The 22,835-nt window shown below is 65.8% G+C and carries 24 protein-coding genes; 13 read left to right on the forward strand and 11 right to left on the reverse strand.

From position 1 onward, the window contains the following. Positions 1-59 precede the first annotated feature (59 nt). Together AC1ROT_RS05520 and AC1ROT_RS05525 are read right to left on the reverse strand one after the other, a co-directional pair. Positions 60-947: a hypothetical protein gene (locus AC1ROT_RS05520; protein ID WP_492969665.1), complete on the reverse strand. Its 888-nt coding sequence runs from the start codon at positions 945-947 to the stop codon at positions 60-62. A 115-nt stretch (positions 948-1,062) separates the two neighbouring features. After that, complete coding sequence (locus AC1ROT_RS05525; RefSeq protein WP_492997659.1) at positions 1,063-2,025, reverse strand: ABC transporter ATP-binding protein; 963 nt, start codon at positions 2,023-2,025, stop codon at positions 1,063-1,065. Between the two features lie 107 nt (positions 2,026-2,132). Between AC1ROT_RS05525 and AC1ROT_RS05530 the strand changes: the two genes are divergently transcribed. After that, positions 2,133-2,327 carry a zinc-finger domain-containing protein gene (locus AC1ROT_RS05530; RefSeq protein WP_492969663.1) on the forward strand — a complete coding sequence of 65 codons (195 nt, stop codon included), beginning with the start codon at positions 2,133-2,135 and terminating at the stop codon, positions 2,325-2,327. A 6-nt stretch (positions 2,328-2,333) separates the two neighbouring features. Further along, the gene (gene polA / locus AC1ROT_RS05535; RefSeq protein WP_492997661.1) at positions 2,334-5,195 is read left to right on the forward strand and encodes a DNA polymerase I; all 2,862 of its coding nucleotides are present in this window, start codon (positions 2,334-2,336) and stop codon (positions 5,193-5,195) included. Between the two features lie 52 nt (positions 5,196-5,247). Here the strand turns inward: polA and AC1ROT_RS05540 are convergent, their stop codons facing one another. After that, entirely contained in the window at positions 5,248-5,658 is a 411-nt protein-coding gene (locus AC1ROT_RS05540; protein ID WP_492997663.1) for a hypothetical protein, read from the reverse strand. Between the two features lie 105 nt (positions 5,659-5,763). Between AC1ROT_RS05540 and AC1ROT_RS05545 the strand changes: the two genes are divergently transcribed. From AC1ROT_RS05545 to AC1ROT_RS05570, 6 genes are all read left to right on the forward strand, one after another. After that, a complete protein-coding gene (locus AC1ROT_RS05545; protein WP_492997665.1) occupies positions 5,764-6,852 on the forward strand; it encodes a malate/lactate/ureidoglycolate dehydrogenase in 1,089 nt (362 codons plus the stop codon). A gap of 13 nt (positions 6,853-6,865) precedes the next feature. Beyond that, a complete protein-coding gene (locus AC1ROT_RS05550; RefSeq protein WP_492997667.1) occupies positions 6,866-7,654 on the forward strand; it encodes a 2-keto-4-pentenoate hydratase in 789 nt (262 codons plus the stop codon). Positions 7,655-7,657: 3 nt separating this feature from the next. Continuing rightward, positions 7,658-8,221, forward strand: coding sequence for a hypothetical protein (locus AC1ROT_RS05555; protein ID WP_492997669.1), 564 nt, complete (start codon positions 7,658-7,660; stop codon positions 8,219-8,221). Between the two features lie 21 nt (positions 8,222-8,242). Beyond that, positions 8,243-9,262: a zinc-dependent alcohol dehydrogenase family protein gene (locus AC1ROT_RS05560; protein ID WP_492997671.1), complete on the forward strand. Its 1,020-nt coding sequence runs from the start codon at positions 8,243-8,245 to the stop codon at positions 9,260-9,262. Between the two features lie 23 nt (positions 9,263-9,285). Continuing rightward, on the forward strand, positions 9,286-9,894 hold the full coding sequence (locus tag AC1ROT_RS05565; RefSeq protein WP_492997672.1) for a DUF3291 domain-containing protein: 609 nt from the start codon (positions 9,286-9,288) through the stop codon (positions 9,892-9,894). Between the two features lie 97 nt (positions 9,895-9,991). Continuing rightward, positions 9,992-10,483: a hypothetical protein gene (locus AC1ROT_RS05570; protein WP_492997674.1), complete on the forward strand. Its 492-nt coding sequence runs from the start codon at positions 9,992-9,994 to the stop codon at positions 10,481-10,483. Here AC1ROT_RS05570 and AC1ROT_RS05575 read toward each other — a convergent pair. Further along, a complete protein-coding gene (locus AC1ROT_RS05575; protein WP_492997675.1) occupies positions 10,471-10,872 on the reverse strand; it encodes a nuclear transport factor 2 family protein in 402 nt (133 codons plus the stop codon). The genes AC1ROT_RS05570 and AC1ROT_RS05575 overlap by 13 nt on opposite strands. A gap of 10 nt (positions 10,873-10,882) precedes the next feature. Continuing rightward, entirely contained in the window at positions 10,883-11,464 is a 582-nt protein-coding gene (locus AC1ROT_RS05580) for a carboxymuconolactone decarboxylase family protein (protein WP_492997676.1), read from the reverse strand. A gap of 74 nt (positions 11,465-11,538) precedes the next feature. Here AC1ROT_RS05580 and AC1ROT_RS05585 point away from each other — a divergent pair, with 74 nt between their 5' ends. Next, positions 11,539-12,486 carry a LysR family transcriptional regulator gene (locus tag AC1ROT_RS05585; RefSeq protein WP_492997678.1) on the forward strand — a complete coding sequence of 316 codons (948 nt, stop codon included), beginning with the start codon at positions 11,539-11,541 and terminating at the stop codon, positions 12,484-12,486. Between the two features lie 61 nt (positions 12,487-12,547). On the opposite strand, the gene amt is transcribed toward AC1ROT_RS05585, so the two are convergent. After that, on the reverse strand, positions 12,548-14,689 hold the full coding sequence (amt, locus tag AC1ROT_RS05590) for an ammonium transporter (protein WP_492997679.1): 2,142 nt from the start codon (positions 14,687-14,689) through the stop codon (positions 12,548-12,550). A 230-nt stretch (positions 14,690-14,919) separates the two neighbouring features. On the opposite strand from amt, the gene AC1ROT_RS05595 reads away from it, so the two are divergent. Genes AC1ROT_RS05595 through AC1ROT_RS05610 form a run of 4 tightly spaced genes read left to right on the forward strand, consistent with a single transcriptional unit; the run spans position 14,920 to position 17,265 of the window. After that, the gene (locus AC1ROT_RS05595) at positions 14,920-15,891 is read left to right on the forward strand and encodes a tetratricopeptide repeat protein (RefSeq protein ID WP_492969650.1); all 972 of its coding nucleotides are present in this window, start codon (positions 14,920-14,922) and stop codon (positions 15,889-15,891) included. A 7-nt stretch (positions 15,892-15,898) separates the two neighbouring features. After that, positions 15,899-16,597 carry an LON peptidase substrate-binding domain-containing protein gene (locus AC1ROT_RS05600; RefSeq protein ID WP_492969649.1) on the forward strand — a complete coding sequence of 233 codons (699 nt, stop codon included), beginning with the start codon at positions 15,899-15,901 and terminating at the stop codon, positions 16,595-16,597. Between the two features lie 13 nt (positions 16,598-16,610). After that, positions 16,611-16,862 carry a Trm112 family protein gene (locus tag AC1ROT_RS05605; RefSeq protein WP_492969648.1) on the forward strand — a complete coding sequence of 84 codons (252 nt, stop codon included), beginning with the start codon at positions 16,611-16,613 and terminating at the stop codon, positions 16,860-16,862. Positions 16,863-16,869: 7 nt separating this feature from the next. After that, complete coding sequence (locus tag AC1ROT_RS05610; protein ID WP_492997680.1) at positions 16,870-17,265, forward strand: gamma-butyrobetaine hydroxylase family protein; 396 nt, start codon at positions 16,870-16,872, stop codon at positions 17,263-17,265. Positions 17,266-17,277: 12 nt separating this feature from the next. On the opposite strand, the gene AC1ROT_RS05615 is transcribed toward AC1ROT_RS05610, so the two are convergent. The 5 genes from AC1ROT_RS05615 to AC1ROT_RS05635 all read right to left on the reverse strand — a co-directional run bounded on the left by AC1ROT_RS05615 (position 17,278) and on the right by AC1ROT_RS05635 (position 22,780). Next, entirely contained in the window at positions 17,278-18,243 is a 966-nt protein-coding gene (locus AC1ROT_RS05615; RefSeq protein ID WP_492997681.1) for a TAXI family TRAP transporter solute-binding subunit, read from the reverse strand. 20 nt (positions 18,244-18,263) lie between these two features. Further along, entirely contained in the window at positions 18,264-19,424 is a 1,161-nt protein-coding gene (gene argE, locus AC1ROT_RS05620) for an acetylornithine deacetylase (protein ID WP_492997683.1), read from the reverse strand. An 8-nt stretch (positions 19,425-19,432) separates the two neighbouring features. After that, positions 19,433-20,359, reverse strand: a complete 927-nt coding sequence (locus AC1ROT_RS05625; RefSeq protein WP_492997685.1) for a Bug family tripartite tricarboxylate transporter substrate binding protein — start codon at positions 20,357-20,359, stop codon at positions 19,433-19,435. A 167-nt stretch (positions 20,360-20,526) separates the two neighbouring features. Then, entirely contained in the window at positions 20,527-21,441 is a 915-nt protein-coding gene (locus AC1ROT_RS05630) for a LysR substrate-binding domain-containing protein (protein WP_492997687.1), read from the reverse strand. An 82-nt stretch (positions 21,442-21,523) separates the two neighbouring features. Further along, positions 21,524-22,780 (reverse strand): UbiH/UbiF/VisC/COQ6 family ubiquinone biosynthesis hydroxylase, encoded by a 1,257-nt coding sequence (locus tag AC1ROT_RS05635; protein ID WP_492997688.1) that lies wholly within the window; start codon positions 22,778-22,780, stop codon positions 21,524-21,526. Positions 22,781-22,835: the final 55 nt, after the last annotated feature.

A 22,835-nucleotide genomic window follows, 5' to 3' on the forward strand; every position in this document is an offset into this window, starting at 1 on the left:
CAGGAACAGGTCTTCCAGGTCGGCTACCGGCCCCGCGAGGCCGACGCCGCCCTGTGGCGTCATACATTCCCGTACAGATCGCCGCCGAACACATCGTCATGGGTCAGCCGCGCCAGGACGCCCATCGACCCGTAGAAGTGCAGGAAATAGCTGTTCGCCAGTTCGCGCCGGATAAAAAACCGCGTCAGCTTCATCACATCGTCGCGAATTTCCTCGGCTATCTGCTTCACCCCGATGGTTTCGGGCAGATAGAGCACCAGCGCCTCCTGGATGCCCCAGTTGAATCGGCTGCTGATCGGATGCGCCAGGTCGCGGGCCGTGATGAAGGCCGAGAGCTGCGGCTGCTCGTAAAGCCGCCCGACATGTTCACCCTCGTAGCATTCCAGGAACAGTGCATTGTGATGCGCCGGCGAGAGCACCATCACGCCGGTATTGAACATGGTGTCCAGCGGACCGATGCCATGGGCCTGGAAGAGATTGTGCATCTCCCATTTCCACATGTCGCGCTCGAAAGCCGGATTGATGCGGACCTTGTGGAAATGTTCGATGTAAATGGCCCGGGCGGCATCGGACATCTGGCCGCCGACCGGACAGAGGCTGATCTTCTCGGGCGGGCCGGCCTGCTCCATGATGTTGATCGCCCTGGGCGCGATGATGATGTCTGAGTCGAGCCAGATGATGCGCTCATACTGCTGCGACCAGGCCTGATTGAGGATCAGCAATTTCTGCCAGGCCGGAGAACGCGCCGCAGCCCGCGTACCGGTGTCCAGCGCGCCGGACACCACGATCAGGTCGAAGCCACAGAGGTCGGCGTATCTCTGCCAGGACTCGCTGCACAGCCGTTGCCAGATATCGACATAACGGTCGCCGATGACGAGGGTGACGATGGCAACCTTGCGGCCGGTCGGCGGGATGAAGGTCTGTCCGTTTTCGACGAGGATAATCACGGGGTTCAACCGTCTCGCAGATTCAATTCCAGTTGCGGAATTGATGCCAGAGCGGAACCATGGACGGCAACTGTTTTTCGCCGTTTCCGGCCCCGTGTCCTGCCGGATTGCGGCCTCAGGCCGCCTTGCGCGTCAGCTCCAGGAACAGGTCTTCCAGGTCGGCTTCCTGGGTCGAGAGATCGACGATCTCCAGTCCGGCCGCCTGCAACTGCGCCAGCACCTGCGGGAAGGGCGTCTGGCTCGGGCGGTAGTGCAGCCGCAGCCGTCGCGGCCCGAGCAGTTCCGCCCCTAGCTCCGCCAGGCTTGCCGGCGCTGTCTGCAGATCGGCCGCCAGAGTGAGGATCACATCCTTGCGGTCGAGCCGCGCCAGCAGCTTCGGCGTCGCGTCATGCGCCACGATGCGGCCGTGGTTGACGATGGCGATATGATCGCAAAGTGCCTCGGCCTCTTCCAGGTAATGCGTGGTCAGCACCACGGTGACGCCGGACGCATTCAGCCGGCGGATATAGGCCCAGAGCTGCTGGCGCAGTTCGATATCGACGCCGGCGGTAGGCTCATCCAGCACCAGCACCGGCGGCGCATGCACCAGCGCCTTGGCCACCAGCAGGCGACGGCGCATGCCGCCCGACAGCGTGCGCGCATAGGCTTTCGCCTTGTCACTCAGCCCCATGGCGGCGAGGATTTCGGCCGTGCGGCGTTCGGCCCTGGGCACGCCATAGAGGCCGGCCTGGAATTCCAGCGCCTCTTCCGGCGTGAAAAACGGATCGAGGTTGAGTTCCTGCGGCACCACGCCGATGGCGGCGCGCGCCAGGCGCGTCTCGCGGTCGATATCGTGGCCCCAGACCATGGCCTGGCCGCCGGTCTTGCTGACCAGGCCGGCCAGGATATTGATCAGCGTGGATTTGCCGGCCCCGTTCGGGCCGAGCAGACCGAAAAAGCTGCCGCGCGGAATATCCAGCGACACGCCGTGCAAAGCCTGCTTGGCCTTGGCGCCCTTGCCATAGACCTTGACCAGATTGCGCACGGAAATGGCGGCATTCCGGTCCGGAATGGAGTCGGTCGACGGGGCTTCTGACATGGCGTTTATGGCCTGAAAGGCTGGCGTGGCGGACGGCACTGGGCTAGGTATCATTCCGTGCCCCCAAGGTCAAAGGACCGGGGCCCGAACCGACCCCGGAGAAGACCATGCAGGCCGCCAAATCATCTGCTCCCGAGACGATCACCGTTGAAAGCCCGGTTGTCGCCTGCGATGGCGGCGGCGGTGCGCTGGGCCATCCGCGCGTCTACCTGAACATGGGCGACAAGCACGAGATCGACTGCCCCTATTGCGGCCGGCAGTATCTGCTCAAAGAGGGCGCCGGCCACGGGCACGGCCATTAAGCCGGCATGGCCTCCAAGCACCGCCTCTATCTCGTCGACGGCTCCGGCTACATCTTCCGTGCCTATCACGCGCTGCCGCCGCTGACGCGCAAATCCGACGGCCTGCCGATCGGCGCCGTGTCGGGCTTCTGCAACATGCTCTCGTCCTTGCGCGACAAGGCCGAGCATGACGAGGCCGTCAGCCATATGGCGGTGATCTTCGATGCCGGCCGCGAAACCTTCCGCAGCGAGATCTATCCCGAATACAAGGCCAACCGCAGCGAGACGCCGGAAGACCTGATCCCGCAATTCGCCCCGATCCGCGAGGCCACCCGCGCCTTCGGCCTGCCGAGCATCGAAAAAGACGGCTTCGAGGCCGACGACATCATCGCGACCTATGCCCGCATCGCCAACGAAGCCGGCATGGAGGTCTGCGTCGTGTCGTCCGACAAGGACCTGATGCAGCTTGTACGCGACGGCGTCGGCATGATGGATCCGATGAAGGATCGCAGCATCGGTCCGGCCGAGGTGATGGAGAAGTTCGGCGTTTCGCCCGACAAGGTGATCGACGTGCAGGCGCTGGCCGGCGACAGCACCGACAACGTGCCCGGCGTGCCCGGCATCGGCATCAAGACCGCCGCCGAACTGATCAACATCTATGGCGACCTGGAAACACTGCTGGCGCGTGCGGCTGAGATCAAGCAGCCCAAACGCCGCGAGACGCTGCTCAACAACGCCGACAAGGCGCGCATCTCGTATCAGCTGGTGAAGCTGAAGGACGACGTGCCGCTGGAGCTGGGGCTGGACGATCTCAAGCTCGGGCCGGTGGAATGGCCCAAGCTCTCGGCCTTCCTCAACGAGATGGAATTCCGCACGCTGACCAGCCGCATCGAGAACCGGCTGAAGTCGCGCGGCGTGGATATGAGCGGCGGCGCGCCCGGAGTCACGGCACGGCCGGAGACCATGTACAGCGCACCGGTGGCATCCGCGCATAAATCGACGACGCCGATCGCTTATGCCGGCGAAGGCGGACCGGAGACGCCGCCCGTCAGCCGCGACCATTACGAGCTGGTGCAGGATCTGGGCGCGCTGCAGACCTGGATCGCGCGCGGTTTTGAATCCGGGATCATCGCCTTCGACACCGAGACCACCGATCTCTCGCCCACCAAGGCCAGCCTGGTCGGCATCAGCCTAGCGGTGGCGCCGGGCGCGGCCTGCTATATCCCGGTCGGTCATGTCGCGCCGGGCGGCGGCGGGCTGGATTTCTCCGGCGCGGGCGCGATCAAACAGCTTGGCGTGACCGAGGCGCTGGAGGCGCTCAAGCCTTTGCTCGCCGATCCGAGCGTGCTGAAAATCGGCCAGAACATCAAATACGACATGGCGGTACTCGACAAATACGGTATCGGCATCGTGTCCTACGACGACACCATGCTGATCTCCTATGCGCTGGATGCCGGCAAACACGGCCATGGCATGGACGAGCTGTCGCAGCGCCATCTGAACCATACACCGATCAGCTATGACGAAGTGACCGGCACCGGCAAGGCGCGCATCTCGTTTGCCGAAGTGGCGCTGGACAAGGCGCGCGACTATGCCGCCGAAGACGCCGATGTGACGCTGCGGCTCTATCATGTGCTGAAGCCGCGCCTGCTGGCCGAGAAGCAGACCGCGCTCTACGAGACCATCGAACGGCCGCTGCCCGCGGTCGTCTGCGCCATGGAAGTGGCCGGCATCAAGGTCGATCCGGCCGAACTCAATCGCCTCTCGGCCGACTTCGCCCAGCGCATGGAGGCGTTCGAGAAGAAAGCCCATGAGCTGGCGGAAGAGAGCTTCAACATCGGCTCGCCCAAGCAGCTCGGCGAGATCCTGTTCGACAAGATGAAGCTGCCCGGCGGCAAGAAGGGCAAGACCGGCGCCTATTCGACCGGCGCCGATATCCTGGAAGAACTCGCCGCCGAGGGCCATGAACTGCCGCGCGTGGTGGTCGACTGGCGCCAGCTCGCCAAGCTGAAAAGCACCTATGCTGATGCGCTGGTGGCGCAGATCAACCCCAAGACCGGCCGCGTGCACACCTCATTCGCACTCTCGGCCACCAATACGGGGCGCTTCGCGTCGTCTGATCCCAACCTGCAGAATATTCCGGTGCGCACCGAGGAAGGCCGCAAGATCCGCAAGGCCTTCGTCGCCGAAGCCGGCCACAAGCTGGTCTCGGCCGACTATTCGCAGATCGAGCTGCGCATCCTCGCCCATATCGCCGATATCAACACGCTGAAGGATGCCTTCCGCGACGGCATCGACATTCATGCGCTGACCGCCAGCCAGGTGTTCAACACGCCGGTGGAAGGCATGGACCCGATGGTGCGCCGCGCCGCCAAGGCCATCAACTTCGGCATCATCTATGGCATGAGCGCCTTCGGCCTGGCGGCGCAGCTGGGCATCCCGCAGCGCGAGGCGCAGAGCTATATCGAAGCCTATTTCCAGCGCTATCCCGGCATCCGCGCCTATATGGACAGCACCAAGAAGCAGGTGAAGGAACACGGCTTCGTCACGACCTTGTATGGCCGGCGCGTGCATTTTCCCAATATCAATTCGAAGAATCCGGCCGAGCGCAATTTCCTCGAACGCGCCGCCATCAACGCGCCGATCCAGGGCTCGGCCGCCGATATCATCAAGCGCGCCATGGCGAAGCTGCCTGCCGCGCTGGCCGCCGAGGGGCTCAAGGCCCGCATGCTGCTGCAGGTGCATGACGAACTGGTATTCGAGGCGCAGGACGCGGAAGTCGAGGCGCTGATCGCGGTGGCCAAGCGGGTGATGCAGAATGCCGCCAGCCTGTCGGTGCCGCTGACCGTGGAAGCCGGCATCGGCCTGAACTGGGAAGAGGCGCATTAGCTTTTTTCGTCGTCCCCGCGAAAGCGGGAATGACGACAGTGAGTGCGATGGCTTATTTCTTATCTGGCACGCAGCGGTCGACGATGGCGCCGCAGGGCTCCATGATCTCGCGGCCTGTCGCAGTGCGGCCGCGGAATTCGATGGCACTGACCCGGCCGCGCTGCAGCACAAAGGTCGCCTCGCAATAGCGGAAGTAATCGTAGGCCGCATCGCCGCGGCCGGTCGGCGTGTAGCCGACCAGGTCGGAACGCGCTTCGGCCGAACGGCTGGTCTCGCGGAAATAGCTCCACAGATCGGCATCATTTTCGCGGTTGCGGGCGGTCGGCTCGCCGGCGCAGGCCATCAGCTGGGCATCGCTGAACCCGATCATCGCGCTGCGGGCGCGTTCGGCCTTTTCCTCCAGCGGCGAAGCGCAGGCGGCAAGAAGGGGCAGCAGAGCGGCGAGCGGCAGAATCTTGTGCATAAGATCACTTTGCCGGAAGCCGCCGCCCCGGTCAAATACCGCATGCCCGTTGTTCCGCTGCCGCCGTTGCGTTAAACCGGACGGCAATCAGGAGGACCCGAGACCATGGCTGGTACCGTCATTGTCAAACCAGAGAAGCTGCGCGCCGCCGTGCGCCATATCTGCCTGGCCGGTGGCAGCAATGCGCGCGAGGCCGCCCTGGTCGCCGACAACCTGGTGCTGGCCAACCTGACCGGCCATGACAGCCACGGCGTCGGCATGCTGCCGCAATACATCCTCGCCGTGGTGGAAAAGCGCCTCAAGGTCAATCAATCGGTGACGCTGCTGAGCGACGCCGGCGCCATCCTCAACCTCGATGGCGACTGGGGCTATGGCCAGGTGATCGGCCATGAGGCCATGGAGCTGGGCATCCGCCGCGCCCGCGACCTCGGCGCCTGCATCGTGAGCTTGCGCAACAGCCATCATATCGGCCGCATCGGCCACTGGGGCGAGCAATGCGCCGCCGCCGGCATGGTCTCGACGCATTATGTGAATGTGGTCGGCCGCCCGGCGCTGGTCGCGCCGTTTGGCGGATCGGATGCGCGTTTCGCCACCAATCCCTATTGCTGCGCCCTGCCCGCCACCGAACCGGGCGGCGAACCGATCGTGCTCGACATGGCCACCAGCATGATCGCCATGGGCAAGGTGCGCGTTGCCATGAACAAGGGCGAGCAGATCGCCCCCGGCACGCTGATCGATTCACAGGGCGCGCCGACCACCGACCCGACCACGATGTTCAATGCCCCCATCGGCGCCATCCTCGCCTTCGGCGGCCACAAGGGCTACGGCCTTGCCGTGATCGCCGAACTGCTGGCCGGCGCGCTGACCGGCGGCATCACCATGCATGACGGCAGCTGGGCGAAAAACACCATCACCAACAACATGCTGTCGATCATTATCGATCCAGCCAAGCTGGGCGGCGCCGAAACCTGGAAGACGGAGACTGCCGCCTTTGTCGACTGGGTGAAGAAATCCCCGCCCGGCCCTGACGGCAAGGGCGTAATGGTCGCCGGCGAGCCCGAGCGCAAATCCAAGGCGAAACGCAATGCCGAGGGCATTCCGGTGGATACCACCACCTGGAACGAGATCATCGCCGCCGGTGAATCCGTGCAGGTCGCCGCCTCTGAAACCAATGCTGCTGCCGGTCTGACGTAAGGAGCCTGAGCTGATGGCCAAGGACGATCCGATCCAGACCGCCGCCCTGCGGCTGCGCCAGGCCGGCGAAACCGGCCAGCCCTGCGCGCCGGTGCGCGACCTCTTCCCCGAGGGCGATCTCGCCTCGGCCTATGCCGTGCAGGCGCTGAACCGCGATCACTGGGTGAAACAGGGCCGGCGCATGATCGGCCGCAAGGTGGCGCTGAGCGCGAAAGCCGCGCAGAAGGCGATGAACCTGAAGGAGCCGGCCTATGGCATCCTCTATGCCGACATGCTGATGGGCGACGGCGACGAGGTGGCCCCGGGCCGCGTGATGCAGCCGCGCGTCGAGGGCGAAGTGGCCATCGTGCTGGACCGCGACCTGACCATGGAGCAGCCGACGCTGGCCGATATCTACCGCGCCGTGGCCTATTGCGTGCCGGCCATCGAGGTGGTCGGCGGCCGCATCGCCAATCTGGATGCCAAGCCGCTGGACCTGATCGCCGACAATGCCAATGGCGGCGCCTTCGTGCTGGGCAATCCGGCGCGGAGGCTCGACGGCCTCGACCTGCGCCGCATGACCATGAGCATGACCAAGAACGGCGAAGCCGCAGCCAAGGGCACCGGCGAGTTGGTCTATGGCAATCCGCTGCATGCGCTGGCCTGGCTGGCCGGCCGCCTGGTGCAGGACGAGATGCCACTGAAGGCCGGCGACGTCATCATGACCGGAACGTTTTTCGCCATGCTGCCGGCCGCGCCCGGCGACCAGTTCGAGGTGACGGCCGAGGGTCTCGGCCGCTGCGCCGTCAGTTTCGCGGGGTAGATCATGCTGCGCCTCGCCGTCGTCAGCCTGGTTGCGTCACTGCTTCTGCCGGCTGTCGCGGCTCATGCTGATGACTGCCAGGGCACGCCGGCAGATGCCGTCACCAGCCTGCCGGCGCCGCTGGACCAATGGGGCCAGATCGTCTGCACGCCCTATGGCCATGTGATCGCCGCGCGCCAGGGCTGGGCCTGGACGCAGCCCGGCGGCTTCCAACCGGTGTTCCTGCCGGCGCAGATGGTGAACAGCAATCCCGAGCCCATCGGCAACCGCGCGTATTTCACGGCAATCACGCTCACCCCGGTCAGCGCAGGCGAGGCCGCATCGGCGATCCGCGCCTATCGCGAGACCTTTCCGGCCGATCCGGAGCCGAAGCGCAGTTACCGGCTGGACCTCACATCGGTATCGAAACGGACCCTGCGACTCTATTTCCTGGATGACAGCGACGATGCCGGCGGCCGCAGCCGCTGGGGCATCGCCTGCCGGCCCGATGGCCATAGCTGCGAACCGAAATCGCTGTTCATGATGATCGACATGACCAGATCGCGGCCGGCCAACCCGAAGCCCTGAACCGAACAGCGGAGACGATCCATGCGCGCCATCGAACTGCAGGGCTTCTCGGTCGACAGTCTGCGCATGGCGGAGCGGCCCGATCCGGTGCCCCATGCCGGCGAGGTGCTGGTGCGGGTGAAAGCCGTGTCGCTGAATTTCCGCGACTGGCTGATGGCGCTGGGCCAGTACAATCCGAAACAGAAGCTGCCGCTGATTCCGGTGTCGGATGGCGCCGGCGAGGTGATCGGTGTCGGCCCCGGCGTCACGGCGTTCAAGCCCGGCGACCGTGTGCTGGGCCATTTCTTTCCGGCCTGGCTGAGCGGCGAACCCAGCGTGGAAAAATTCTCGGTCTCCATGGGCGGACCGCTGGATGGCTGGCTCTGCGAGCAGCGGCTGTTCCCGGCCCGGGCGCTGGCGCATATCCCCGAACATCTGTCGTTTGAGGAAGCCGCAGCGCTGCCCTGTGCGGCGCTGACCGCCTGGAGCGCCATCGTCACGCTCGGCAAGGTGCAGCCCGGCGACCGCGTGCTGATCCAGGGCACCGGCGGCGTGGCGCTGTTTGCGCTGCAATTCGCCAAGCTCTGCGGCGCCGAAGTGATCGTCACCTCATCCAGCGACGCCAAGCTGGAAAAGGCCCGCGACATGGGCGCCGACCATCTGATCAATTACAAGACCGATCCGCAATGGGGCCGCAGCGCCCGTGCGCTCACCGATGGCGCCGGGCTGGACCATATCGTCGAACTGGGCGGCGCCGGCACGCTCATGCAGTCGATCCGCGCCATCCGGCCCGGCGGCTTCATCGCCATGATCGGCGTGCTGTCGGGCGCCAGCAGCAACGATCTGCTGCTGCCGCTGGTGGTGATGCAGCAGGTGCGGCTGCAGGGCGTGACCGTGGGCAGCAAGGAAGGCCTGGATGCCATGCTGCGCGCCATGGCGCTGGCCGAGACGCGGCCGGTGCTGGACGAGAGTTTTGAATTCTCCGAAGCCGGCGTGCGCGCGGCTTTCAACCACATGGGCAGCGGCAGCCACTTCGGGAAGATTGTGATCGACGTCAGCTGACATGACGGGCTAATTTCCGTCGCATGCTGCCAGCCCGTATCGCCCTCTATACCTTCGGTATTTTCACCCGCCCCTCGGCTGATCCGGCCAATGACGGATTCCATGCGCGCAACGACGCCAACCTGGCCGCCGCCGAACGCGCCGCCGGCTTCATCGCGCGATCCGGTTATGACGGCGATCCGGGACCGGCGAGCTGGGGGCCGCATGCCTATCCACGCTTCTACACCCAGCATGCCGATGCCCATTCGCCGTCGACGCTGTCGCTGTGGGCCGACCTGGAATCACCGATGGCTTACACCTATCACGGCCTCCATGCCGAGGCGCTGGCCCATGGCCGCGACTGGTTCCTGAAGCCGGCCCTGCCGCCGCTCAAACCCGCCTGGCCGCCCTATGTGCTGTGGTGGGTAGCGCCGGACCATCGGCCCGACTGGCGGGAGGCCGTGGCACGGCTGGAGCATCTGCACGATCACGGCGCCTCGGCGCAGGCCTTCCACTGGCAGGCGCCCTTCGATGCCGCGGGCCGGCCGGCCGTGATCGACCGCGATCTGGTGCGGCGCCAAGCCGAAGTGAATCGGGCAGACGTGCATCGGACGGAAGTGAATGGGGCCGGGGCGAACCGTCATCCGGCCTAAACCTCAGTATAGTATCGTGGCCGCTCCGGCCGGCGCATGATGCCGTCAGCCAGCCCCTTATTCTCCTGCCCCTCTTCCTCCCGCCCCGAGGCCCGTCATGTATCTCACCCTGCTCACCATCGGCCATACGCTGATCAGCGTCGCCGCCATCGTCACCGGCATTGCCGTGGTGGCCGACCTGCTGCGCGGCCGCGACAGCGCCGGCCTGACCACCAGCTTCCTGGCCACCGCGCTGCTGACCAGCGCTACCGGCTTCCTGTTCCCCTTCACCGTCTTCCTGCCTTCGCATGGCACCGCCATCGTGGCGCTGCTGGTGCTGGCCGTGACCCTGCCGGCGCGCTATCGCTTCGGGATGCGCGGCCTCTGGGGCGCGATCTATGCCGGCGGCGCGGTGGCCAGCCTGTTCCTGCTGGTCTTCGTGGCCATCGCCCAGGTCTTTGCCAAGGTGCCATCGCTCAAGGCCGTGGCGCCGACACAGTCGGAGCCGCCCTTCCTGATCACCGAAAGCCTGACGCTGGCGCTGTTCGTCGTGCTCGGCATCCTGGCGGTGCGCAAGGTCCGGCCCGGCCTGAGCGGCTATCCGGCATAAGGCAGCATCCGCTCGGCCAGCGCGGTGTCCATGTATTCGGTGATCGCCGCGATGCGGCCAGCGCGGAAGACGATCACGAAACAGTAGCGGTTTTCGTAGGCGCCGTGGCGCGTGCGGTTCAGACCGTGCGCCTCCACCACCACGCGGTCGCCCTCGGCGATGAAGCTGTCGGCCACGCAGCGGTTGGGCCCATCGAACTGCGCGCCGACGCGGGCCAGCAGATCGCCCAGCACCGCGGCCTTGCCGTCGTAACGGCGCGGCCAGTCAGTGCCGCCGGCAATCGTCCAGGTCACGTCATCGGCCATCAGCCCGACGAACAGCCGGCCGTTGCCCTTGGCGGTTTCGGCAAAGGCCTCCTGCAGCAGACGCTTGTTGGTTGCGGCATCCATGACCTTCGCCTCAAGCCGCGATGGCAATGGGAAAGCGACGGCCCATCGGTTCGGGCGGCAGACGCAGGCCATTGGCTAGACAGGCCACCGTGCGGTAGTAGCCGGCGAGCAGCAGCAGTTCCAGCACCGCTTCCGGCGTGAAGCTGCGGCTGACCACGCCCCAGAGGCCCTCGGGGATATCGGCGCTGGCATGCAGGGCATCGGCGAGCCGGACCAGCAGCGCGTCCTCCGCAGTCCAGCAGGCATCCTCGGCATTGCCGAAGACGCTGGCATAGGCCTGGTCGTCACTCAGGCCCGCCTCGGCCTGAAAGAAATGGATGCGCAGGCCCCATTCGTATTCGCAGCGGCAATTCGCCGTGACGCGCAGCAGCAGCACCTCGCGCTGATGGACCGTGAGGTTGCTGCCGGCGAAATAGATCGGTGCGCCGCGGATGAAACGGTGCAACAGGTTGCCGTCGCGGGCGAGCGTGGTGAACAGCGCAAAGGGCGGCTGCCAGCCGGCCGGCAGACGGTCGAACACGGCCTGGATATCCGGCGCATAGGGCGGCGGGGCCGGGTCGATGCGGGGCGAAGGCTGATGCGCGGTCATCATGGACGAGATCTCCGATAGCGGTTGGCCCACGCAGCATGGCCCTGATGGAATCATTCTTCCAATCGATAGATTGTATGATCTATATTCGTGCGATGAATTTGCAGAGCCTCGACCTCAACCTGCTGGTGGCGCTGGATGCGCTGGTCACCGATGCCCATGTCGGCCGCGCCGCCCTGCGCGTCGGCCTGTCGCAACCGGCGATGAGCCATGCGCTGCGGCGCCTGCGTGAAATCCTGAACGATCCCCTGCTGGTGCGGGTTGGCACCGGCATGGAGCTGACCCCGCGGGCGCAGGGCCTGCGCACGCCCCTGCGCGAAACGCTGGAGCAGGTGCGCGGACTGTTCGTGGCCGACGGCTTCGATCCCGCCCGCAGCAGCCGGCGCTTCACCCTGATGGTGCCCGACCATCTGTCCAACCTGATCCTGCCGCCGCTCGTGATGCGCGTGGCGGGCGCAGCACCCGGCATCCGGCTCGACGTCGTGCCGTGGCGCGGGATTTCCTATCTCGGGCCTGATTTCGCCCGCAGCGTCGATTTCGTGGTGAACTGCCATGCCGACGCCTTCCCCGGCTTCCATCATCATCGCGTCTTCGGCGATTCCGATGTGCTGGCGGTGCGGCGCGGCCATCCGCTGGCCGCAAAGCTGAAGCGGCAGGACGTCTTCCTGGCGGCCCGCCATGTCGGCGTGATCGGCCGCGGCCTGCGCGAGGACCTGATCGACACCTGGCTGCAGGCCAATGCCGGCTTCACCCGCTCGCTGGCGCTCACCGTGCCAAGCTATCTGCAGGCCCTGCATGTGGTGGCGCGCAGCGACCTGGTCGCCTTCGTCCCCAGCCGCATGATCGCCAGTCTAAGCGATCAGCTCGGCATCATGGCCGTGCCGCCGCCGGTCGCGCCCGAAGGCGATACCGAATATGTGTTCTGGCCGACGCGCAACCAGAACGACCCCGGTTCGATCTGGCTGCGCCAGCATCTGATCGCGGTCGGCCGCGATATCGACAGGCAGAAGCGGAAAGCGGCGTAACAGTCCCATATTCAAATCGTCATGGCACGCTTGCGTGCCATGACGGACTGATAAGAGCCGCCTAGCCGGCCACGACAGCGGGCAGTAGCCGCACGCGGCTGCGCGGGAAACGCACGGTGACGACCGTGCCTTCGTTCTCGCGGCTGTCGATGGTGACCGAGCCGCCATGCAGTCGGATCATCGCCTGCACCAGCGGCAATCCCAGGCCGGTGCCGCCATAGGCCTTGTTCATATGGTGGTGCAGCTGCACGAAGGGCTCGAAGGCCTTGGGCACATCCTCGCGCTTCATGCCGATGCCGGTATCGCTGATGACGATCGCCAGGCGGCCGTCGCCTTCCAGACGGGCGCTGAGCGTGACGCTGCCGCCGGCGGGGGTGAATTTCACCGCGTTGCCCAGCAGGTTGAGCAGCACCTGGCGCAGCGCGCGCTCGTCGGCCTGCAGATAGGGCAACCCGGCGCCAAGATCGGCCTGCAGCGCCACATCGGCCGCGGCGGCACGTTCGCGGATCATGCGCAGGGCCATCTCGCACTGCTCCTGCACATCCAGCTCGGCCTCGGTCAGCTCGACGCGGCCAGCCTCGATGCGGGTGTGATCGAGCAGGTCGTTGACCAGGCTGAGCAGGTGACGGCCGCTGGCCAGAATATCGTTGGCGTATTCCTTGTAGCGCGGATCACCGAGCGTGCCGAACAGCTGGTTGGTGAGGATTTCGGAAAAACCGATCACGGCATTGAGCGGCGTGCGCAGCTCGTGACTCATATTGGCGAGGAAGGCGCTCTTGGCGTGATTGGCTTCCTCGGCGGCGATCTTGGCGCGGGTCAGGTCGTCGATGGCGCGGCGCAGGGCCTCGGCATCGCGATTCACGCGGGCGATGACGCGATTGTACTGCAGGGCGATCGGCTCGACCTCGGAACCGACCGCCACGCGCACCGGCTGGTCGAAGCGGCCCTGGCCGCGCTGGCGCTCCATGTCGTTGACCAGGTCGAGCATGGCCGAGCCGGCGCCGTGTTCGGCCTGGTTGAGGCCGACGGTCTCGGCATCCAGGGTCACGCGCAGCGGCAGCACCAGGTTGATCAGGCGCAGGATCGCATAGGTGATACCGAAGCCGTAGACGGCGGCGGCCGCGCAGCCCAGCGCCTGGACGCCGAACTGGGTCAGGCGGTCATACTCCATCCCGTTCGCATTGGCGGGCCAGCCGGCCGGATCGCCGAACAGCGCCACCGCCAGCGTGCCCCAGACGCCGGCGCACAGATGCACCGGCACGGCGCCGACCGCATCGTCGATCTTCAGCCGCTCCATCGCTTCGGCCGCGCCCAGCGCCACGGCGCCGCCGATGGCACCGATGATGACGGCGCCGAGGCCCGACGTGTTGTGGCAGTTGGCGGTGATCGCCACCAGGCCGGCCAGCGTGCCGTTGAGGAAATCCTCGACGCGGATCTTGCCATGCACCAGCTGCGACAGGATCAGGGTGGCCACCGCGCCGGCGCAGCCGCCCAGCGTGGTGTTGACCAGGATGGAGGGCACGGTTTCGTTGAGCGCGAGCGTCGAGCCGCCGTTGAAGCCAAACCAGCCGAACCACAGCAGCATGGTGCCCAGCGTCGACATCACCAGATCATGGCCGCGCATGGCGGTCTGGCCGCTGCTGAAACGCCCCGCGCGCGGGCCAATGATCAGGACGGCGGCGAGCGAGACCCAGCCGCCGATCGAATGCACCACGCTGGAGCCGGCGAAATCGATAAAGCCGAGCGCCGCCAGCCAGCCGGCGCTGCCGCCGAACTGCCCGGTGTTCCAGGCCCAGTGGGCATAGACCGGATAGATCAGGCCGGAGATCACGATGGTGATCAGCATGTAGCTGGCAAAGCTGACCCGTTCGGCCACCGCGCCCGAGACGATGGTGGCCGAGGTGCCGCAGAACATCAGCTGGAACAGGAAAAAGGCGCCCATGGTGATCTCGCCGCGGCCATCGAACAGCCAGTGGCTGGCGCCGACCCAGCCGGTCGCGCCCGCCCCGAAGGCCAAGGCGAAGCCGAAGGCCCAGAACAGCAGGCCGGCGATGCAGAAATCCGCTAGGTTTTTCAACGCCACGTTGATGCTGTTCTTGGCGCGGACGAAGCCGCTCTCCAGGCAGCAGAAGCCGGCCTGCATGGTGAAGATCATGCAGGTGGCAACCAGGATCCAGACGATATCGATGCGGTCAGCGGTCATGCGGCGGGCGTCATACGGGTTTGGAAAGCAAAGCAAGAGACATACCAGCGGGAAAAGGCGATTCCTGGCTGCAATAGCCGTCTGGCACCGGCCCGCTGATGCCTATATTTTCGCCAGCCTTGTCGGCATTTGCACCGGGGGCTGTTGGCTTTTGCCCCCCACGCCATTATCTCTGATCCCAGCCGACACCCTGTTTTCGTCGCCAACCCTTTTCGATTGTGAAGACCGCCATGGACCTTTCGCCCAAGCCCGCCGCCGCTACGCCCGGCCTGACCGGCTTTGTCACCGACCCCGCCGCTGCCGGCGCACCCGCTGTGGCTGCCGACGCGATCAAGGATGCCGATATCACCACCTTCATGCAGGATGTGGTGGAAGCCTCGATGAAGACCCCGGTGCTGGTCGACTTCTGGGCGCCGTGGTGCGGCCCCTGCAAGCAGCTGACCCCGGCGCTGGAAAAGCTGGTCAAGGCGGCGAACGGCAAGCTGAAGCTGGTCAAGATCAATGTCGACGATCCGAAGAATCAGCCGCTGGCCCAGCAGCTGCGCATCCAGTCGATCCCGGCGGTCTATGCCTTCTCCGGCGGCCAGCCGGTCGACGGCTTCGTCGGCGCGCTGCCGGAAAGCCAGCTCAAGAAATTCGTCGAAAGCCTGCCGGGCGCCGGCGCCATCGAGGACACGGCTGCCGAAGCGATCGAAGCCGGCAAAACCGCCCTGGGCGAGCAGGCCTTTGAAGATGCAGCCACCGCCTTCTCCACCGCGCTGGGCACCGAGCCGGAGAATCCCGCAGCGCTCGGCGGTCTGGCCCGCGCGCTGATCGGCATGGGCGAGGTGGAGGAAGCCAAGGAAATCCTGGCCAACGTGCCGCCGGCGATCGCCGAACATGCCGAGATCGCCGCCGCGCGCTCGGCGCTGCAGCTGCTGGAAGACGGCGCCAAGGCGGCCGGCAACCTGAAGCCGCTGGAAGACGCCGTAGCCGCCAATCCGAACGACCACCAGGCGCGCTACGACTATGCGCTGGCGCTGGTGGGCGACAACCGCCAGGGCGAAGCGCTCGACCAGTTGCTCGATATCGTCAAGCGCGACCGCAAATGGAACGAGGAAGCCGCGCGCAAGCAGCTGGTGACCATGTTCGAGGCGCTCGGGCCGATGGATCCGCTGGTGGTGGAAGCCCGCCGCAAGCTGTCGTCGATCCTGTTCTCCTGATCGCGCCATGCGGGAACCCTCGCCCTTCGAGCAGGACACGCCCGCCGGCATCGGCGACCTGAGCCCGACGATTCCGATCTTCCCGCTCAGCGGCGTGCTGCTGCTGCCGCGCGGCCTGCTGCCGCTCAATATCTTCGAGCCGCGCTATCTGGCGATGACGCGGGCGGCGCTGGATGGCGCCAAGCAGATCGGCATGGTGCAGCCGAGCGAATATGCCGGCCGCAGCGGCCAGTCGCCGTCGAATGCGGCCGATGTGCAGCCGGTCGGCTGCCTGGGCCAGATCGTCTCCGCCACCGAGACCGACGACGGCCGCATGCTGCTGACCCTGCGCGGCCTGTGCCGCTTCCAGATCGCCCGCGAACTGGAAGCCGATACGCCCTATCGCCAGGTGGAAGCGGATTACACGCCCTATGCCGATGACCTGACGCCGCAGGTGGACGGCCTGTGCGACCGCAGCCGCCTGCTCAATGCGTTGCGCGGCTATTGCGCCCATCACAACCTGCCGGCCGACTGGGACGCCATCGGCGCGGTGAACGACGACCTGCTGGTGCATTCGCTGGGCATGATCTGCCCCTTCAGCGCTGGCGAGAAACAGGCCCTGCTGGAAGCCCGGGATTTCAAGGCCCGCGCCGCCCTGCTGGTCGGCCTGCTGGAACTGGCGCTGCTCGACAAAACCACGCTGCCGCGCGGCCGCAAGCCGAACTGAAGGATCAGAGATCATGACCGAAGGCTTCACCCCGCCCAATCCCCTGGCCGTTCCGCAACAGCCGCTGCCGCCGGCACACAGCAATGCGCCGGTCGATCCGAAACTGCTGGAGCTGCTGGTCTGCCCGGTGACCAAGGGGCCGCTGACCTATGACCGCGCGCGCGGCGAACTGGTCAGCGAGAAGGCCGGCCTCGCCTTCCCGATCCGCGACGGCATTCCGATCATGCTGGTGGACGAAGCCCGTCAGATCGACGACACCCCGTAAATTTCCGATGACCGAATACGGCATCTACCAGAAGGCCGGACGGCCGGCCTGCACCGACCTGCGCTATGTCTCGGCCGAGAAGCGGCTGGAGGTGGTGTTCGAGGACGGCAAGAGCTTCAGCTTCACGTCGGAATTCCTGCGGATCGAAAGCCCCTCGGCCGAAGTGCAGGGCCATGGCGCCGGCCAGAAGACCCTGGTGCCCGGTCGTTCCCATGTCGGCATCATCGGCATCGAGCCGGTGGGCACCTATGCCGTGCGGCTGAAATTCGACGACCTGCACGACAGCGGCATCTACAGCTGGGAATGGTTCTACGACCGCGGCCATGACCAGGATGTCCTGTGGCAGGACTATCTCAGCCGCCTGGAGGCCCGCGGCCTCAGCCGCGAACCCCGCACGCGCTGAAGCCGGCGACGCTTACGGTACGGCCAGCGCAATCCCCGCTTCCCTGAAATACCGCACCGCGCCCGAGTGGAAGGGCATGAAGGTATTGGCCTTCACGTTCGCCGCCGTGGTGCCGGTCGCCGTCACATGGATTCTGGTCGCCTTCGCCGGATCACCCATCACCGCCTTGACGATGCGGTAGGCGACATCGTCTGACAGCCCTTCGCGCGCCGCGACAAAATTCCACACGGAAACCGCCGCCACCGGCTGCGGCTGGCCCTTGTAGGAGCCGGCCGGAATGGCGCTGTCGACCAGATACGGATAGTGTTTGCGCAGCGCGATGGCGGCCTGGCCATCCAGCGGCAGCAAACGCAGCCGGTCGCGATCAGCCATCTGCTGGAAGGCCGGCACCGGCACGCCGGCGCCGAAGAAGAAGCCATCGAGACGCCCCGCCATCAGCTCGTCGGCCAGCATCTGCGGCGCGCCGAACACGATCTCGGGCTTGAGCTTCAGCTCTGCCGCCATGTCGCGGAACATCGCCGCACCGGGGCCGTTTTCCGGCCCGACACCGACGCGCCTGCCGTCGAGGCCAGTGATGCCGCTGACACCGGCATCCGGGCGTAGCCCCATATGGAACGGCGTCTCATACATCGGGAACAGCGCGCGCAGGCCGCGCATGGTTTCGCCCTTGGTCCAGGCGGCGCTGTTGTTCCAGGCCTCGAAGCCGGGCCCCATCGCCACCAGGCCAAGATCGGCCTTTGCCTCATGCAGGGCGCGGATATTCTCGTAGCTGCCGCCGCTCGGCTCGACGCCCACGACCAGACCGGTCTCGGCGGTGATGAATTTCGCAGCCGCCTCGCCGTATTCGAAGAAGGTGCCGCCCTTCGCCCCGCTCAGCAGCTTGAGCGCCGGTGCCTGCGCCCAGGCAGGCGTCGCCATGGTGAGCAGTCCGGCAACCGCGATCAGCGCGAGCCGCCCCATCATGCTGGATATCCGCATCTTGCAATCCCCCGTTTGAGTTATGACCGACAGTGCTGGATCAGGCGGTCGATAAAACTTTCACACTGCATCAGTTCGCGTTCGGCAATCCATTCATCAGCGATATGCGCCTGGGCAATCGTGCCAGGGCCGATCACGACGGTGGGGATACCGGCCTGCGTCTGGAACAGGCCAGCCTCGGTCATGAAGGCCACCTTACGATGATCGTTGCGCCCGGCCAAAGCCTTGGTCAGCGAGACAATCGCGGTATCGGCCGCATTATCCAGGGCCGGCGACTGCGCATAGGTATCAAACCGGAAACCGGCCGGGGCATGGATCGCCTGCATTGCCGGCTCCAGTTCGGTGGCGGCAAAGGCATGCAAGCCGGCCAGCAGATCTGCGGCATCGTCGCCGGGCACAGTGCGTAGTTCGAACAGCAACTCCGCCGTCGCCGGCACCATATTCAGCGCCGTACCGCCGCGCAGCACGCCGACATGGGCGGTGGAATGAGGAATGTCGAACAGTTCATCGCGCCGCCCCGATGCCTGGAGGTGCCGGCCCAGCGCCTGCACCGCCCCGGCAAAGGCTGCGGCATATTCGACCGCATTGACGCTGCAGGGCGCCAGAGAAGAATGCCCGCCCTGCCCGGTCACCGTGACCCGGGTATTGCTTTTGCCCTTGTGACCGATCACCACATCCATGCCGGTCGGTTCGCCGACGAAACAGCCGGCAAAGGACCGCCCCGATTCTGTCAGCCGCGCAAGCAGCGGCCGCACGCCGACACAGCCGACTTCCTCGTCATAAGAGAAAGCAAGATGCAGGGGTCGGCCGAGCCGGCTGGTGCTCATCACCTGCGCCCTGGACAGGCAGACGGCAAGAAAGCCCTTCATGTCCGTGGTGCCGCGCCCGTAGAGCCGGCCGGCTTCACGGCGCAGCCGGAACGGATCGGAGGACCAAGCCTGGTCATCGACCGGCACGGTATCAGTGTGGCCCGACAGGATATAGCCGGGCGGGCCCTCCGGACCGATCGAAGCGATCAGATTCGCCTTGGTGCCATCGTCATTGGAAACCTGCTCGATACGAAACCCAAGCGCCTGCAGGTAATCCCCGATCCAGGCGATCAGCGGCAGGTTGGATTTCGCGCTGGTGGTGTCAAAGGCCACCAGTCGCGACAGGATATCCAGTGTTGTGTACAAAGACATAGGGCGCGTCAGTTCGCTGTGGCACCGGTGGCTTTCACAACCGGTGCCCATTTGGCCTGCTCGGTGGCGAGCAGCTTTGCCGTCGCCTCCGGCCCGCCTGCAACCACGGTGGCGCTGAGTTCGGACAGGCGCTCTTTCAGGATCGGATCGGCCAGCGCTTCCATAGCGGCCTGGTTGATCCTTGCTACGACCACGGCCGGCGTTTTTGCCGGCACCAGCAACGCGACCCAGCTGTAGCCGATGAAATCCGGCAGTCCAGCTTCCGGGGCCGAGGGCACATCGGGCAACTGCGGGATGCGCTGCTCGCTGGATACGAGCAGCGCCTTCACGGCGCCGGAACGGATATGGCCCAGCGCGGTGGGCACGTTATCGATCATCAGCTGCACCTGGCCGCCGAGCAGATCCTGCATCGCCGGCCCGGCACCGCGATAGGGTACATGCGCGATATCGACCTTGAGCAGGCTGGCAAACCAGTGGCCCTGCAGATGGCCGATGCTGCCATTGCCAGGCGAGGCGTAGCTGGTCTTGGCCGCATTGGCCGTTACCCAGGTTTTGAAATCCGCCATGCCCGACGGGACCGAGGGATGCGCCACCAGTACATTCGGCACATTGACCAAATGGGTGACCGGCGCGAAATCCTGCTTCACATCGAAGGGCAGCTTGGCATACAGCGCTGGATTGATGGCATGCGTGGATACGGTGGCCGCAAGGATCGTGTAGCCGTCCGGCTCAGTCTTAGCCACCGCATCGGACCCGATGATACCACCGCCACCGGTGCGATTCTCAACGATCACTTGCTGGCCGATGGTCTTGGTCATGCCCTGTGCCACCAGGCGCGCCACGACGTCGGTCGAGCCCCCGGCAGCAAACGGCACCACGATCTTGACCGGACGCGACGGATAGGCCTGGGCCCGGGCGGTGTCTGTCAGGGTCACTGAAAGCATAGCTGTCAGAACAGCCGCAAGCGTCATTCCGGACTTGAACATTTTTTATCGCCTCTCCTGTATCGGTTGCATCCACCAGATGCGGAAACGATGCCGAAGGCGCCGAACGGCGTCCAATCGCGACTTGCTATAGGGGTATTTGCAGAGCGAATAGATGTTCAACCGAGACGGTGACGCCCGACTTGGCTGAGTGCGACCGTTCTAAGTGCGGCGACGAAAGCGGCGAGCGCCTTGGTCGGCGGCCGATGCGCCTTGAGGATGCCGAAACTGTTCGGCACGGTTGGTTCGAAACGCCGCAGCACCAGATCGGGCGATTCATATTCGCTCGCCATGAAAGCGTTGATCAATGCCACCCCGAGCCCGGCTGCACTGCAGCCGCAGGCAGCCGCCGAGGTGCCGGTCTCGATGCGGATATTCGGAACAATACCGCTGGCTTCAAACACCTTGTCGAGCCGAATACGCGCCGGATATTTGCGGGCAATGGTGATCAGCGGCTCGTCCTTAAGATCGGCGGGGCCGATGGTCTTGCGCCGGGCCAGCCTGTGCCGTCTGGGCAGCACGCAGACCGTCGGCACATCCACCAGCGGCACCACATCGACGCCGGGATGACCGACCGGCAGCAGGGATACGGCCAGATCGGCCTGATCACCGGCGATCAGTTCGGCGGCATATTCTGTCGTCCGCATGTCGATGACGATGCGCAGCGCCGGATACTGCCGGGCAAAGACGGCAATGGCGGTCGGGGTGAATTTCGCCGACAGGCTGGGGGAAATCACCAGTCGGATCGGTCGGGTTTCCGACTGGCCCATGCGGCCGGTGAAATCGGACAGCTGCTGCAGCCCATCGAAGGCCCGCTCCACTTCATCCAACAGGGCGAGCGCCTCGTCGGTCGGCACCAGACGACTACGCTCGCGCCGGAACAGCACAAGGCGCAGGCGCGCCTCCAGTTCGTTGATCAGGCGGCTGACCGAAGGCTGCGACAGATTCAGCGCCTTGGCCGCACCCGTAGTTGTGCCGGCCATCATCACAGCCCGGAAGGCCATGAACTCACGCAGATTGAGCGGTGCGGCCATGTGCTGTCCCCCGGGCGCCAGCTTCTAACAAGCCGGGGGGCGGCGGGACTTGTCAAGGCGATGCCAACAGCGGCATCCGAAGTCAGATCGGCTCGCCCTTCAGCAGGCGGGGCAGCTGGCCCAGATCTCCCATGGCATGCCGCATGAACAGCTTTTTCAGCGGGACTATGCGGTCGACCAGCCCCAGGCCCAGATCGCGGGCCAGGCGCAACGGCGCGATGTCATTGGAGAACAGCCGGGTCAGACCGTCGGTGACGGCGCCCAGAACCACATTGTCGACCCGGCGCCAGCGTTCGTAGCGGTCGAGCACATCCGAACGACCGATATCGAGGCCGAGGCGTTTCGCCTCCACCAGGGCTTCGGTCAGCGCGGCAATGTCACGCAGACCCAGATTCAGCCCCTGGCCGGCAATCGGATGGATGCCATGGGCCGCATCGCCGATCAGCGCCAGGCGGTGATCGGTGTAGCGCTGCGCCAGCAGGAAGCTGAGCGGATAGGACCAGCGCGGGCCGGTAACGTCGCAGATGCCATAGCCGCCGCCGAAACGCTGGCGCATCTCGGCGGCAAAGGCGGCATCGTCCAGCGCCATGATGGCGGCGGCGCGGGCCGTGGGTTCGGTCCAGACCAGGGAGGACCGGTGCCGGCCGTCTTCGCTGTCGGTCATAGGCAGGATGGCGAAGGGCCCGGCCGGCAGGAAGCGTTCCTGCGCCACGCCTTCATGCGGCAGCTCATGCTGCACGGTACAGACGATACCGGTCTGATCGTAAGACCAGTCCAGCGTGGCAATGCCGGCAGCCTTGCGGATGGCTGACTGCTTGCCATCGGCGCCGACCACCAGACGGGCATGCAGGCGGCGGCCGTTGTCGAGTTCCAGCTCGGCCGGCGCCCCGGCGCCGGACTGGCCATACGCGATCCGCCGCAGCGTCATCGGGGCAATCAGCTCGACCTTCGGCTGGGCCTGGATGGCGGCCTGCTGGGCGACGCGCAACAGACGGTTCTCGACCAGATAGCCAAAGGGCCGGTCGCCGAGATCGCGATGGTCGTAGTGCAGGAACAGCAGCGAGTCGCCGTCGGAGACCCGGATATCCCACATCGGCTGGGTGGCCGGCACATGCTGCCACAGGCCGATGGCGTCCAGCATGCGCTGGGAGGCCAGCGCGATGGCCGAAACCCGCCCGTCGAAGCCGGCGGCGAGCGCCCTGGCGGGGTCCTCGCGATCGATCACCGCCACCGAAAGACCGTGGCGGGCCAAGGCGATGGCCTGGGTCAGGCCGTTCAGGCCGCCGCCGATCACGGCAGCATCGAACAGGTCTGTGGTGGAGGTCATCGGGGCGATCATGGCGGTACCATCCGCAGCCGGACCGTACTTGTCCAGACCGCACCCCGTATTTTCT

The organism is Ferrovibrio sp. GW821-FHT12E11 (genome assembly GCF_058806975.1).

Bases quoted from the DNA above. Each gene is read 5' to 3' on its own strand.
- AC1ROT_RS05595 (WP_492969650.1), top strand. From the start codon at position 14,920: ATGGACCTTTCGCCCAAGCCCGCCGCCGCTACGCCCGGCCTGACCGGC.
- amt (WP_492997679.1), bottom strand. From the start codon at position 14,689: ATGACCGCTGACCGCATCGATATCGTCTGGATCCTGGTTGCCACCTGC.
- AC1ROT_RS05525 (WP_492997659.1), bottom strand. From the start codon at position 2,025: ATGTCAGAAGCCCCGTCGACCGACTCCATTCCGGACCGGAATGCCGCC.
- AC1ROT_RS05560 (WP_492997671.1), top strand. From the start codon at position 8,243: ATGCGCGCCATCGAACTGCAGGGCTTCTCGGTCGACAGTCTGCGCATG.
- AC1ROT_RS05570 (WP_492997674.1), top strand. From the start codon at position 9,992: ATGTATCTCACCCTGCTCACCATCGGCCATACGCTGATCAGCGTCGCC.
- argE (WP_492997683.1), bottom strand. From the start codon at position 19,424: ATGTCTTTGTACACAACACTGGATATCCTGTCGCGACTGGTGGCCTTT.
- AC1ROT_RS05545 (WP_492997665.1), top strand. From the start codon at position 5,764: ATGGCTGGTACCGTCATTGTCAAACCAGAGAAGCTGCGCGCCGCCGTG.
- AC1ROT_RS05630 (WP_492997687.1), bottom strand. From the start codon at position 21,441: ATGGCCGCACCGCTCAATCTGCGTGAGTTCATGGCCTTCCGGGCTGTG.
- AC1ROT_RS05600 (WP_492969649.1), top strand. From the start codon at position 15,899: ATGCGGGAACCCTCGCCCTTCGAGCAGGACACGCCCGCCGGCATCGGC.
- AC1ROT_RS05615 (WP_492997681.1), bottom strand. From the start codon at position 18,243: ATGCGGATATCCAGCATGATGGGGCGGCTCGCGCTGATCGCGGTTGCC.
- AC1ROT_RS05555 (WP_492997669.1), top strand. From the start codon at position 7,658: ATGCTGCGCCTCGCCGTCGTCAGCCTGGTTGCGTCACTGCTTCTGCCG.
- AC1ROT_RS05580 (WP_492997676.1), bottom strand. From the start codon at position 11,464: ATGATGACCGCGCATCAGCCTTCGCCCCGCATCGACCCGGCCCCGCCG.
- AC1ROT_RS05635 (WP_492997688.1), bottom strand. From the start codon at position 22,780: ATGATCGCCCCGATGACCTCCACCACAGACCTGTTCGATGCTGCCGTG.
- AC1ROT_RS05565 (WP_492997672.1), top strand. From the start codon at position 9,286: ATGCTGCCAGCCCGTATCGCCCTCTATACCTTCGGTATTTTCACCCGC.
- AC1ROT_RS05585 (WP_492997678.1), top strand. From the start codon at position 11,539: ATGATCTATATTCGTGCGATGAATTTGCAGAGCCTCGACCTCAACCTG.
- polA (WP_492997661.1), top strand. From the start codon at position 2,334: ATGGCCTCCAAGCACCGCCTCTATCTCGTCGACGGCTCCGGCTACATC.
- AC1ROT_RS05575 (WP_492997675.1), bottom strand. From the start codon at position 10,872: ATGGATGCCGCAACCAACAAGCGTCTGCTGCAGGAGGCCTTTGCCGAA.
- AC1ROT_RS05610 (WP_492997680.1), top strand. From the start codon at position 16,870: ATGACCGAATACGGCATCTACCAGAAGGCCGGACGGCCGGCCTGCACC.
- AC1ROT_RS05530 (WP_492969663.1), top strand. From the start codon at position 2,133: ATGCAGGCCGCCAAATCATCTGCTCCCGAGACGATCACCGTTGAAAGC.
- AC1ROT_RS05605 (WP_492969648.1), top strand. From the start codon at position 16,611: ATGACCGAAGGCTTCACCCCGCCCAATCCCCTGGCCGTTCCGCAACAG.
- AC1ROT_RS05540 (WP_492997663.1), bottom strand. From the start codon at position 5,658: ATGCACAAGATTCTGCCGCTCGCCGCTCTGCTGCCCCTTCTTGCCGCC.
- AC1ROT_RS05550 (WP_492997667.1), top strand. From the start codon at position 6,866: ATGGCCAAGGACGATCCGATCCAGACCGCCGCCCTGCGGCTGCGCCAG.